A 14,373-nucleotide genomic window follows, 5' to 3' on the forward strand; every position below is an offset into this window, starting at 1 on the left:
ATGCAGTTCAGCGAATTGATGGCAGTGCTTTCGACCCTGGCGATCCGTCTTCAACGGGAACAGGAGGACCTGCTCGTCCAGGGCGATGACGAGGCGCTGGACGACGGGCTCTGGGACAGCCTGGTGCAGCACAAGGCCCGGCTCCTGGAACTGCTCGACGGCCAGGGTGGCAGCTGGCTGAGCCCGGCCTTCAGGATCACCCCGGACATGCTGCCCCTGGTGCAGCTGGACCCGCCCGCCATCGAGCGTATCGTCGCCGCAGTGCCCGGTGGCGCCGCCAACGTGCAGGACATCTACCCCCTGGCGCCGCTGCAGGAGGGCATGCTCTATCATCATTTGTCCGCCGCCCAGGGCGACCCCTATGTGCTGCAGGCGCGCTTCGCCTTTGCCAGTGCCGAGCGACGGCAAGCCTTCGCCGAAGCCTTGCAATGGGTCATCGACCGCCACGACATCCTGCGTACCGCCATCGCCTGGGAAAGCCTGGATGAGCCGTTGCAGGTGGTCTGGCGCCAGGCGCCGCTGGTGATCGAGGCCGTGGCGCTGGACCCGGCCGACGGCGATGTGCTCGGCCAGCTGCAGGCCCGCTACGACTCCCGGCACTTTCGCCTGGACCTGCGTCAGGCGCCGCTGCTGCGCCTGGTGCACGCCGAGGACCCGGCCAACCAGCGCCAGGTGGCGCTGCTGCTGTTTCATCACCTGGCCCTGGACCACTCCGCGCTGGACCTGGTACGCCAGGAAATCCACGCCCGCCTGCAAGGGCACAGCGAGCGCCTGCCGGCCCCGGTACCGTTTCGCAACCATCTGGCCCAGGCCCTGGCAAGCCGCAGCGAGGCGGCCCACGAACGCTTCTTTCGCGAGATGCTCGGCGATATCGACGAGCCGACCCTGCCGTGCGGCCTGGGGGATGTGCAGGGCGCCGGGCGGGTGATCGAAGAGGCCCGGCTGACCCTGGACCGCGAGCTCAGCCAGCGCCTGCGGGCCCAGGCCCGGCAACTGGGGGTGAGCAGCGCCAGCCTGATGCACCTGGCCCTGGCCCGGGTGCTGGGCCAGCTGTCGGGGCGCGAAGCGGTGGTGTTCGGCACCGTGCTGCTGGGCCGCATGGAGGCCGGCGAAGGCGGCGAGCGGGCCCTGGGCATGTTCATCAACACCTTGCCGCTGCGGGTGGATGTCGGCGCCCAGGGCGTGCGCGCCGGGGTCCTGGCCACCCATCAGCGGCTCAGTGCCTTGCTCGCCCATGAGCATGCGTCCCTGGCCCTGGCCCAGCGCTGCAGCGGGGTCAGTGCGCCGACGCCGCTGTTCAGCGCCATGCTCAACTACCGCCACAGCCACGCCGCCGATGGCGCCCAGGTGCAGGAGGTGGCCCCGGGCATCCAGGTGCTGGGCGCCGAAGAACGCACCAACTACCCGCTGACCATCAACATCGATGACCTGGGAGAGGATTTTTGCATCACCGCCCTGGTGGATCGGCAACTGGGCGCCGAGCGCATCGCCGGCTACCTGCTGACCGCCCTGGAGAGCCTGGCCCTGGCCTTGCAGAGCACTCCGCAGGCACCGCTGTACAGCCTGGAGATGCTCCCGGCCAGCGAGCGCCGCTACCTGTTGCAGGGCCTGAACACGCCGCTGGGGCACTACCCGGACAGCCCGCTGATCCACCAGCAGGTGGAAGCCCAGGCCCGGGTCCAGCCCGAGGCCCCGGCGCTGCTGTTCGGCGAGCTGCGGCTGAGCTACGGCGAGCTCAACCGGCGCGCCAACCAGGTGGCCCACCGTTTGCTGGCGCTGGGCGTACGCCCGGACCAGCGGGTGGCGATCTGTGTCGAGCGCGGCGTGGAAATGATCGTCGGCCTGCTGGGCATCCTCAAGGCCGGCGGCGCCTACGTGCCCATCGACCCGGCCTACCCCCGCGAGCGCATCGCCTACACCCTGCAGGACAGCGACCCGGTGGCGCTGCTGGTGCAGGCCGGCACCCAGTCCCTGGTGGCCGACCTGCGGGTGCCGCTGATCGACCTCGACAGCCGCACCCTGGCCCATGAAGCCCAGGACGACCCCGAAGTGCCGGGGCTGACCCCGGCCCACCTGGCCTATGTGATCTACACCTCGGGCTCCACCGGCCTGCCCAAGGGGGTGATGGTGGAGCACCGCAACGTGGCCCGGCTGTTCAGCGCCACCCGCGACTGGTTCGACTTCAACTGGCGGGACGTGTGGGCGCTGTTCCATTCCTTCGCCTTCGATTTCTCGGTGTGGGAGATCTGGGGGGCGCTGGTGCATGGCGGCCAGTTGCTGGTGGTGCCCCAGGCCGTCAGCCGTTCGCCGGATGACTGCTACCGGCTGCTCTGCGAAGCCCGGGTGAGCATCCTCAACCAGACCCCCAGCGCCTTCCGTTCGCTGATCGCGGCCCAGGACCAGAGCCCCCTCAAGCACTCCCTGCGCCAGGTGATCTTCGGCGGCGAGGCCCTGGAACCGGGGATGCTCAAGCCCTGGTATGCCCACCTGGAAAACGTCGGCACCCAGCTGGTGAACATGTACGGCATCACCGAAACCACGGTGCACGTGACCTATCGCCCGTTGCAGGCGGCGGACGCCCAGCTGGTGGGCAGCAGCCCCATCGGCCGGCGCATTCCCGACCTGCAACTGTATGTGCTCGATGCCCACCGCGAGCCGCTGCCCAGCGGCGTGGTGGGTGAGTTGTATGTGGGCGGCGCCGGGGTTGCCCGGGGCTACCTCAACCGCGATCAGCTGACCGCCGAGCGCTTTATCGCCGACCCCTTCAGCCACGAGCCGGGGGCGCGGCTGTACAAGACCGGCGACCTGGCGCGCTGGCGCAGCGACGGCAGCCTGGAGTACCTGGGGCGCAACGATGACCAGGTGAAGATCCGCGGCTTTCGCATCGAGCTGGGGGAGATCGAGGCCCGCCTGGCGGCCTGCGACGGCGTGCGCGAAGCGGTAGTGATCGCCCGGGAAGACACCCCGGGGGACAAGCGCCTGGTGGCCTATGTGATCCCTCGGCCGGGGGCCGCTGCCAGCGCTGCGCAACTGCGCGAGCAACTGCAACAGAGCCTGGCCGAGCACATGCTGCCCAGCGCCTTCGTGACGTTGCAGGCCTGGCCCCTGACCCCCAATGGCAAGCTCGACCGCAAGGCCCTGCCGGCGCCGGACAGCCAGGCCCTGGCCCGGCGTGAATATGCAGCGCCCCAGGGCGAGGTGGAACAGGCCATCGCGGCAATCTGGCAAGAGCTGCTGGGCTTGCCGCAGGTCGGGCGCCAGGACAACTTCTTCGAGCTGGGCGGGCACTCGCTGCTGGCGGTCAAGCTGATGGAGCGCATGCGCCAGGTGGACCTGTGCGCCGATGTGCGGGTGCTGTTCGGTCAGCCGACCCTGGCCGCGCTGGCGGCGACCGTGGGCGGGCAGCGCGAGGTGCAGGTGCCAGCCAACCGCATCGCCGCCGATTGCCGCCACATCACCCCGGACCTGCTGCCCCTGGCGGACCTCGATCAGGCCGCCATCGACCGGCTGCTGGCGCGGGTGCCCGGCGGCGCCGCCAACGTCCAGGACATCTATGCCCTGGCGCCCTTGCAGGCGGGGATCCTCTATCACCACCTGAGCAGCGCCGAGGGCGATCCCTATGTGCTCCAGGTGCAGTTCGAATTTGCCGGCGAAGACGCCCTGCAAACCTTCACCCTGGCCTTGCAGCAGGTCATCGCGCGCCACGACATCCTGCGCAGCAGCATGGCCTGGGAAGGCCTGGAACAGCCGGTGCAGGTGGTCTGGCGCCAGGCGCCCCTGGACATTCAGGTGGTCGAGACGGACCCGGCCCAGGGCCCGGTGCTGGAGCAGCTGCAGGCGCGTTTCGACCCCCGTCGCTACCGCCTGGACCTGAGCCGGGCGCCGCTGCTGCAACTGGCCTGCGCCGCGGACCCGGGGCAGCAGCGCTGGCTGGGCCTGCTGTTGTTCCACCACCTGGCCCTGGACCACAGCTCCCTGGAGGTGTTGGTGGAGGAGATCAGCGCGGTGCTGCAGGGCGCCGCCGCGCAGTTGCCGGCGCCGGCACCGTACCGCAACTATGTGGCCCAGGCGCGCCTGGGCCATGGTGAGGAGCAGCACCAGGCGTTCTTCCGCGAGATGCTGGCGGACATCGACGAGCCGACCCTGGCCTTCGGCCTGCAGGACGTGCAGCGCGACGGCAGCGGCATCCGGGAGCGTCAACTGCGCCTCGACCCGGCGCTGTGCCGGCGCCTGCGGGAGCAGGCGCGGCACCTGGGAGTGAGCCTGGCCAGCCTGCTGCACCTGGCCTGGGGCCGGGTGCTGGGGCAACTGGCGGGCCGCGATGACGTGGTGTTCGGCACCGTGCTGCTGGGAAGGATGCAGGGCGGCGCCGGTGCCGACCGGGCCCTGGGCATGTTCATCAACACCTTGCCGTTGCGGGTCAGTGTCGGGGAGCAGGGTGTGGCCGAGGCCTTGCGCGCCACCCACGCCCGGCTGGCCCGATTGCTGGGCCACGAGCACGCCTCCCTGGCCCTGGCCCAGCGCTGCAGCGGCGTGCCGGCATCGCTGCCCCTGTTCAACAGCCTGCTCAACTACCGCCACAGCGCTGCCGACACCGCGCAGCAGGGGCCGGCGAGCTGGGAGGGGATCCGCGTGCTCGACTCCCGGGAGCGCAGCAATTATCCCCTGGCGCTGAATATCGACGATGACGCCCACGGCCTGCGCCTGACCGTGCAGGCCGTGGCGCAGGTGGACGGCGATCGGGTCTGTGGCTACCTGCAGTGCGTGCTGGAACACCTCGCTCAGGCCTTGGAGCAGACCCCGGCCCTGGCCCTGGAGGACATCCCGGTACTGCCGGCGGCCGAGCGCCGCCAGGTATTGCTGGAGTTCAATGCCAGCACCCGCGACTACCCGCGCCAGCACACCGTGCACCGGCTGTTCGAGGCCCAGGCCCAGGCCTACCCGCAGCGGGTGGCGGCGGTCGAAGGCCAGGCGCAGCTCAGCTACGGCGAGCTCAATACCCGGGCTAACCAGTTGGCCCGGCACCTGCTGGAGCTCGGGCTGCAGCCCGGCGACCGGGTGGCGATCCTGTTGCCCCGGTCCCTGGACCTGCTGGTGAGCCAACTGGCCGTCTGCAAATGCGCCGCGGCCTATGTGCCCCTGGATATCAACGCCCCGGCCCAGCGCCAGGCCTTCATGGTGGAAGACAGCGCCAGCGTGCTGCTGCTCAGCCGCAGCGACCAGGTGCTTGCGTGCCCGGCCAGAAGGGTCGACCTGGACCGCCTGCAACTGGCGCCATTGCCCGGGCACAACCCGGACCTGGCGCAGTCGTCCGAGACCGTGGCCTACATCATGTACACCTCCGGCTCCACCGGCGTGCCCAAGGGCGTGCAGGTGCCGCACCGGGCCATCAGCCGCCTGGTGCTCAACAACGGCTATGCCGATTTCAACCCCGAGGACCGGGTGGCGTTCGCCTCCAACCCGGCCTTCGACGCCAGCACCATGGATGTCTGGGGCGCCTTGCTCAATGGCGGCCGGGTGCTGGTGATCGATCACTACACCCTGCTGGAACCTGCGCGTTTCGGCCGGGCCCTGAGCACGGCCGGGGCCACGGTGCTGTTTGTCACCACGGCGCTGTTCAACCAGTACGTGCAACTGATTCCCGAGGCCCTCAAGGGCCTGCGGATTCTCCTCTGCGGCGGCGAGCGTGCCGATCCGGCGGCCTTTCGCCGCCTGCTGGCGCTGGCGCCGCGGCTGCGCCTGGTGCACTGCTACGGCCCCACCGAAACCACCACCTACGCCACCACCCATGAAGTCACCGCCCTGGCCGATGACGCCGAGCACGTGCCCATCGGCCGGCCGATCGGCAACACCCGGGTGTATGTCCTGGACGCCCAGCAGCGGCCGCTGCCCATCGGTGCCCCGGGGGAGATCGTGATCGGCGGCGACGGCGTGGCCCTGGGTTATCTCAACCGCCCCGAACTCAACGCCGAGAAATTTATCCGCGACCCTTTCAGCGAACAGCCCGGGGCCTTGCTGTACCGCACCGGGGACATTGGCCGCTGGCTGGGCAACGGCCTGCTCGAATGCCTGGGGCGCAACGACGATCAGGTGAAGATCCGTGGCCTGCGCATCGAACTGGGGGAAATCGAGGCGCGCCTCACTGCCTGCGCCGGGGTCAAGGAGGCCGTGGTCCTGGCCCGGGAAGACGAGCCCGGGGACAAGCGCCTGGTGGCCTACTACACCCTGCAGGCGGACGCCGCGCCGCTGCCGGCCGAAGCCCTGCGCGCGGCCCTGCAGCAGCAACTGCCGGACTACATGGTGCCCCTGGCCTACGTGCAGTTGCAGGCCTTGCCCCTGACCAACAACGGCAAGCTGGACCGCAAGGCGCTGCCGGCGCCGGCCCCGTCGGCCCTGCTCAGCCGTGAATTCGTCGCCCCCCGGGGCGAGGTGGAAATCGCCCTGGCGCGGATCTGGAGCGAGCTGCTCAAGGTGGAGCAGGTGGGGCGCCACGACCACTTCTTCGAACTGGGCGGGCACTCGCTGCTGGCGGTGAGCCTGATCGAGCGCATGCGCCAGATCGGCCTGAGCGCCGATGTGCGGGTGCTGTTCAGCCAGCCGACCCTGGCCGCCCTGGCCGATGCCGTGGGCAGCGGTCGGGAAGTGCAGGTGCCGGCCAACCTCATCAGCGCTGATTGCCCGCGCATCACCCCGGACCTGCTGCCCCTGGTGGAACTGGACCAGGAGGCCATCGACCGGGTGCTGGCCAGCGTGCCGGGCGGCGTGGCCAATGTGCAGGACATCTACCCCCTGGCGCCGTTGCAGGAGGGCATTCTCTATCACCACCTGAGCGCCGGGCAGGGCGACCCCTACCTGCTGCAATCGCGCCTGGCCTTCGACAGCCTGGAGCGCCTGCAGCGTTTCGCCGGGGCCCTGCAGCAGGTCATCACGCGCCATGACATCCTGCGCACTGCGGTGCTCTGGGAAGGCCTGCCGCAACCGCTGCAAGTGGTCTGGCGCCATGCCGAGCTCCGGGTCGAGGAACAGCACCTGGACCCGGCCGAGGGTGACCTGCTGGCGCAGTTGCAGCAGCGCTTCGACGCCCGTCACTGGCGCCTGGACCTGGCCCAGGCGCCGCTGATCCGCCTGGTCTATGCGCGAGAGCCCGGGCAGCAGCGGGTGCCGGCGATCCTGCTGTTCCACCACCTGGCCCTGGATCACACCGCCATGGAGGTGATCGGCGAGGAAATGCGCGACCTGCTGTTCGACCGCGCGCAGCACCTGGGCACACCGGTGCCGTACCGCAACTATGTGGCCCAGGCACGCCTGGGTGCCGGGCAGGCGGAACACGAGGCGTTCTTTCGCGACATGCTCGGGGACATCGACGAGCCGACCCTGGCCTTCGGCGTAGAGGATGTACAGGGTGACGGCCTGGGTATCGAAGAGGCCGCGCTGGTGCTGCCCGAGGCCCTGAGCCAGCGCCTGCGGCAACAGGCGCGGCACCTGGGGGTGAGCGCCGCGGCCCTGATGCACCTGGCCTGGGGCCTGGTGCTGGGGCAGTTGGCCAACCGTCGCCAGGTGGTGTTCGGCACCGTGCTGATGGGCCGCATGCAGGGCGGCGCGGGCGCCGACCGCGCCCTGGGGGTGTTCATCAATACCCTGCCGCTGCGGGTCGATGTGCAGGGCAGCGTGCGTGCCGCGGTCAAGGCCACCCACGCCCGGCTCAGCGCCTTGCTCGGCCATGAGCACGCCTCCCTGGCCCTGGCCCAGCGCTGCAGCGCGGTGGCGGCCGGCGCGCCGCTGTTCAACACCTTGCTCAACTACCGCCACAGCGTGCCGAACACGGCGGCGCCGGACGGCCTGGATATCTGGCAGGGCGTCGAACTGCTGGGGGGCGAGGAGCGCAGCAACTACCCGCTGAGCCTCAGCGTCGATGACCTGGGCGAAGGCTTCAGCCTGGCGCTGCTGGCCCAGGCCGGAATCGGTGCGCAGCGTGTCGGCGCTTATATGCAAAGTGCCCTGGAGCAACTGGCCCAGGCCCTGGAACACAACCCGCAGGCGGCCCTCGAACAGTGCTCGGTGCTGCCGCCACAAGAGCGCGAGCAACTGCTGGAGGGCTGCAATGCCAGCACCGCCGACTACCCCCGCGGGCAGACCCTGCACGGGCTGTTCGAGGCGCGAGCGGCACAGGCTCCCGACGCTGTGGCGCTGGTACAGGGGCCGTTGCGCCTGAGCTACCGCCAGCTCAACCAGCAGGCCAATCAGCTGGCCCGGCAACTGCTGGAGTTGGGCGTGCACCCAGACGATCGCGTGGCCCTGTGCCTGCAACGCGGGCCGCACTTGTTGCGGGGCATGCTGGCGGTCCTCAAGGCCGGGGCGGCCTATGTGCCCATCGACCCGAGCCTGCCGGCCGAACGCATCGCCTACCTGCTGCAGGACAGCGCGCCGCTGGCGGTGCTGGTACAAAGCGCCACCCGCGAGCTGCCGGGCAGCCTTGCGGTGGTGTCGATCGATCTCGATGGGGTTGCCTGGCAGGAGGCCGAGCAGGGCAACCCGCTGCTGCCGCACCTGACCCCGGCGCACCTGGCCTATGTGATCTACACCTCCGGTTCCACTGGCCTGCCCAAGGGCGTGATGGTGGAGCACCAGAGCCTGGAAAACCTGGTGCACTGGCACTGCGCGAGTTTCGACCTGGGCCCGGGGCGGCACAGCTCCAGCGTCGCCGGCCTGGGCTTCGACGCCATGGCCTGGGAGGTCTGGCCGACCCTGTGCAGCGGCGCGACCCTGCACCTGCCGCCCGCCGATGTGGGCAGCCAGGATATCGAAGCGCTGCTGCACTGGTGGCGCGCCCAGCCCCTGGATGTCAGCTTCCTGCCGACCCCGGTGGCCGAATACGCCTTCAGCCAGGGGCTCGGCCACCCCACACTGGACACCTTGCTGATCGGTGGCGACCGCCTGCGCCAGTTCGCCGCCGACCCGGGTTTTGCAGTGATCAACAACTACGGCCCCACCGAAGCCACGGTGGTGGCCAGCTCCGGGCGGATCGAGGCCGGTAGCGCCCTGCATATCGGCCGGCCCGTGGCCAATGCGCGGCTCTACCTGCTGGACGAACTGCAGCGTCCGGTGCCCCAGGGGGTCAGTGGCGAGCTGTATGTGGCCGGGGCCGGGGTGGCCCGGGGTTACCTCAACCGCCCGCAAATGACCGCTGAGCGCTTTCTCAACGACCCCTTCAGCGCCGAGCCCGAGGCACGCATGTACCGCACCGGTGACCTGGCCCGCTGGCGCGCCGACGGCAACCTCGACTACCTGGGGCGCAACGACGACCAGGTGAAGGTGCGCGGCATGCGCATCGAACCTGGGGAAATCGAGGCGGCGCTGCTCACCCATCCGGCCCTCAAGGAAGCCCTGGTGCTGGTCCGCGAGGGGCGCCTGCTGGCCTATTTCACTTCCCGTACCGAGGGTGTGCAAGCCGCCGCCGAAGACCTGCGCGACCACCTGCAAGGCCGGCTGCCGGACTACATGCTGCCGGTGGCCTATGTGCGCCTGCCGGCCATGCCCCTGACCGCCAACGGCAAGCTCGACCGCAAGGCCCTGCCACCGCCGGGGGAAGAGGCCTGGCTGAACCGGGAATTCGTGGCCCCCGAAGGCGAGGTGGAACAGGCCCTGGCGCGGATCTGGAGCGAGGTGCTGCAGGTGGAGGCGGTGGGGCGCCATGATCACTTCTTCGAACTGGGCGGGCATTCGCTGCTGGCGGTGAGCCTGATCGAACGCATGCGCCAGATCGGCCTGGACGCCGACGTGCGGGTGCTGTTCGGCCAGCCGACCCTGGCTGCGCTGGCGGCTGCGGTGGGCAGTGGCCGCGAGGTCGCGGTCCCGGCCAATCGGATCACCGCGGATTGCCCGCGCATCACCCCGGACCTGCTGCCGCTGGTGGAACTGGAGCAGGAAGCCATCGACCGAGTGGTGGCCAGCGTGCCCGGCGGCGTGGCCAACGTGCAGGACATCTACCCCCTGGCGCCGTTGCAGGAGGGCATCCTCTATCACCACCTGAGTGCCCGGCAGGGCGACCCCTACCTGCTGCAATCGCAGCTGGCCTTCGCCAGCCGGCAACGCCTGGATGATTTCGCCGCAGCCCTGCAGCGGGTGGTCGAGCGCCACGACATCCTGCGCACCGCGGTGCTCTGGGAAGGCCTGAAGCAGCCGCTGCAAGTGGTCTGGCGCCAGGCAGGGGTGCAGGTGCAAGAGGTGCAAGCGAACCCCGCCCAGGGCGAGGTCCTGGAGCAACTGCAGGCGCGCTTCGATGCCCGGCACCTGCGCCTGGACCTGACCCGGGCGCCGCTGATGCGCCTGGTGTATGCCCAGGACCCGGCCCGCCAGCGCATCGTCGCCATCCTGCTGTTCCATCACATGGCCCTGGACCACACCGCCCTGGAGGTGGTGCGCGAGGAAATCCAGGCCTGCCTGCTGGGGCAGTCGCCCGCGGGCACGGCGATTCCCTATCGCAACTACGTGGCCCAGGCGCGCCTGGGTGTGAGCCGTGAAGAGCACGAGGCATTCTTTCGCGAGATGCTCGGCGATATCGATGAGCCGACCCTTCCGTTCGGCCTGCAGGACGTGCAGGGCGATGGCGATGCCATCGAAGAGCGCCAGCAGGCCCTGGAGCCGTCACTGAGTGCGCGCCTGCGGACCCAGGCCCGGTTGCTGGGAGTGAGTGCGGCGAGCCTGTTCCACCTGGCCTGGGCCCGGGTCCTGAGCGTCACCTCGGGCCAGGACCGGGTGGTGTTCGGCACCGTGCTGCTGGGGCGCCTGAGCGCCGGGCAGGGCGCCGATCGGGCCTTGGGCATGTTCATCAACACCTTGCCGCTGCGGGTCGACCTGGATGCGCGTGGCAGCCGTGCCGCGGTCAAGGACACCCACGCCCGGCTCAGTGCCTTGCTGGGTCATGAACACGCCTCCCTGGCCCTGGCCCAGCGTTGCAGCGGGGTGGCCGCGCCGCTGCCGCTGTTCAGTGCCATGCTCAACTACCGCCACGGCAGCGACGGGGTGCCGAGCCAGGCCGTGCAACAGGCCTGGCAGGGCATCGAGACCCTGCACAGCGAGGAGCGCACCAACTACCCCCTGAGCCTCAACGTCGACGACCTGGGCCAGGGGTTCCGTCTCACCGCCATGACCCTGGCGCGGATCGGTGCCGAGCGTATCTGCGGCTACATGCAGCAGGCCCTGCTGGCCCTGGTGGAGAACCTGGAGACGGCGCCGCAGCGGCCCCTGCGCGAGGTGCCGATCCTGCCGCCGCAGGAGCGTCAGCACCTGCTGCAAGGGTTCAACGCCACGGCCGTGGATTACCCCCTGGAGCAGACCCTGCACGGGCTGTTCGAGGCCCAGGTACGGCGCAGCCCCGAGGCCACTGCGGTACAGGCCGGCGAGCAGCAGCTGAGCTACGGCGCACTCAACCGGCGCGCCAACCAGCTGGCCGGGCACCTGCTGCACCTGGGCGTCGGCCCCGACAGCCGGGTGGCGATCTGTGTCGAGCGCGGGCTGGAAATGGTGGTCGGCCTGCTGGCGATCCTCAAGGCCGGCGGCGCCTATGTGCCCATCGACCCGGGCTACCCCGCCGAACGCATCGCCTACATGCTCGACGACAGCGCGCCCCTGGCGGTGCTGGCCCAGGGCGCGACCCGGGCATTGCTCGGCGAACTGGCGCGGCCCCTGGTGGACCTCGACCAGCTGGCCTGGAGCGGGCCGGCGCCGGGCAACCCGCAAGTAGAGGGGCTGACCCCGGGGCACCTGGCCTATGTGATCTACACCTCCGGTTCCACCGGCCAGCCCAAGGGCGCGATGAACGAGCACCGGGCCGTGGTCAACCGCCTGTTGTGGATGCAGGCGCAGTACCGCCTTGGCACCGAGGACGCGGTGTTGCAGAAGACCCCGTTCAGTTTCGACGTCTCGGTCTGGGAGTTCTTCTGGCCGCTGTTCACCGGCGCGCGCCTGGTGATGGCGCGCCCCGACGGGCACAAGGACCCGGCCTACCTGCGCCAGGTGATCCGCGAGCAGGGCATCAGCACCTTGCACTTCGTGCCCTCGATGCTCGATGTGTTCCTGGCCCAGGGCGAGGGCGCCGAGGACCTGGGCCTGCGCCAGGTGATGTGCAGCGGCGAGGCATTGCCGGGCAGCCTGGTGCGGCGCTTCAAGCAGCAACTGCCACAGGTGGCATTGCACAACCTCTACGGCCCCACGGAGGCCGCGGTGGACGTCACTGCCTGGGATTGCAGCGGCCCGCTGGCCGATACCCCGGACCACACGCCCATCGGCAAGCCCATCGCCAATACCTGCATCTACCTGCTGGACGCGCAGATGCAGCCGGTGCCCCTGGGGGTGGTGGGCGAGCTGTACATCGGCGGGGTGCAGGTGGCCCGGGGTTACCTGAACCGCGAGCAGTTGAGCGCCGAACGTTTCCTCAAGGACCCGTTCAGCCAGGAACCGGGGGCGCGCCTGTACCGCACCGGCGACCTCGGGCGCTATCAGGCCGACGGCACTATCGAGTACCTGGGGCGCAACGACGACCAGGTGAAGATCCGCGGCCTGCGCATCGAACTGGGGGAGATCCAGGCGCGCCTGACCCAGCTGGAGGAGGTCAAGGAGGCGGTGGTACTGGCCCGCGAGGATGTGCCCGGCGACCAGCGCCTGGTGGCCTACTACACCACCCACGACAGCGCCCGGCGCCTGCCCGTCGAGCACCTGCGCACGCAACTGCTGCAGCACCTGCCGGAGTTCATGGTGCCGGCGCTGTTCGTGCACCTGGCGGCGCTGCCCCTGAGCGCCAACGGCAAGCTGGCGCGCAAGGAACTGCCGGCCCCGGGGCTGGAGGCGGCCCAGGTGCGCGAGTATGAGGCCCCGGTGGGCGACACCGAAATCGCCCTGGCGCGGCTGTGGGCCGAACTGCTCAATGTCGAGCGGGTGGGGCGTCACGATCATTTCTTTGAACTGGGTGGGCACTCACTGCTGGCGGTCAGCCTGATCAGCCGCATGCGTGAGCTAGGCATGGAAGCCGATGTCCGGGCGTTGTTCGAACAGCCGACCCTGGCGGCCTACGCGGCCATGACCGAACGAATGGAGATCGTCCTGTGAGCGTGATCGAACTGTTGGCGACACTGAAGGAAAAGGATGTGCAACTGGTGCTCAAGGACGACCAGCTGGTGGTCCAGGGCAACAAGCAGGCCCTGAGCGAACCGCAGCTGCTGGCCCGCTTGCGCGAGCACAAGCCGGAGCTGATCGAGCTGATCCGCGCCGGCCAGTATTCGCCGAGCAAGGCCGGGCAGGTGCAGGTGCCGGCCAATGGCATCACCCCGGGCATCAGCCGCATCACCCCGGCGATGCTGCCCCTGGCCAACCTCGACCAGGAGGCCATCGAGCGCATTGTCGCCAGCGTCCCGGGCGGGGTCGCCAACGTGCAGGACATCTACCCCCTGGCGCCCCTGCAGGAGGGCATTCTCTACCACCACGTCAGTGCGCAGCAGGGCGACCCCTATGTGATGCAGGCGCAGTTCGCCTTCGCCAGCGAGGAACGCCTGGAAGCCTTTGCCGAGGCCCTGCGCGGGGTCATTGCGCGGCACGACATCCTGCGCACCGCGGTGCTCTGGGATGGCCTGGAGCAGCCGATGCAGGTGGTCTGGCGCGAGGCCGGGCTGGAGCTGCAAGAGGTCGAGACCGACCCTGCGGCCGGTGAGGTTCTGGCCCAGTTGCATGCGCGTTTCGACGCCCGCCACTATCGCCTGGACGTCAGCCAGGCGCCGCTGCTGCGCCTGGTGCATGCCCGGGATGAAGCCGGGCAGCGCATCGTCGCCATGCTGCTGTTCCACCACATGGCCCTGGACCACAGCGCCCTGGATGTGGTGCGCCACGAGATGCAGGCCTTCCTCACCGGGCAGGCCGAGCGCCTGGGGCCGGCCATGCCGTTTCGCAACTACGTGGCCCAGGCGCGGCTGGGCATCAGCGAACAGGAGCACGAAGCGTTCTTCCGCCAGATGCTCGGCGATATCGACGAGCCGACCCTGCCTTACGGCCTGCAGGATGTGCAGGGCGATGGCCGGGCCATCGAGGAATGCACCCAGGCCCTGCCAACCGAGTTGAGCCAGCGCCTGCGGACCCGGGCCCGGCTGGCCGGGGTCAGCGCGGCCAGCCTGTTCCACCTGGCCTGGGGCCGGGTGCTGGGCACCCTGGCGGGCAAGCACAAGGTGGTGTTCGGCACTGTGCTGATGGGCCGCCTGCAAGGCGCCGAAGCCACCGAGCGGGCCCTGGGGATCTTCATCAACACCTTGCCGTTTCGCCTGGATGTGGACAGCCAGGGCCTGGGCGAGGCCCTCAAGGCCACCCATGCCCGGCTCACCACCTTGCTGC

The 14,373-nt window shown here is 69.8% G+C and carries 2 protein-coding genes (1 of these 2 running past the window's edge); both read left to right on the forward strand.

From position 1 onward, the window contains the following. A complete protein-coding gene (gene ofaB / locus AC07R1_RS00305) occupies positions 1-13,104 on the forward strand; it encodes an orfamide A non-ribosomal peptide synthetase OfaB (protein ID WP_495109941.1) in 13,104 nt (4,367 codons plus the stop codon). Continuing rightward, positions 13,101-14,373: the 5' end (the start) of an orfamide A non-ribosomal peptide synthetase OfaC gene (gene ofaC, locus AC07R1_RS00310; protein ID WP_495109942.1), read on the forward strand. It continues 13,433 nt past the right edge of the window; the window shows 1,273 of its 14,706 coding nt (coding positions 1-1,273); it begins with the start codon at positions 13,101-13,103; the stop codon falls past the right edge of the window. Before ofaB ends, ofaC begins: the two co-directional genes overlap by 4 nt.

This window comes from Pseudomonas sp. GW821-FHT07F01 (genome assembly GCF_059418825.1).

What these genes read in the sequence shown, in the direction of transcription:
- ofaB (WP_495109941.1), top strand. Translation starts at nt 1, where the DNA reads ATGCAGTTCAGCGAATTGATGGCAGTGCTTTCGACCCTGGCGATCCGT.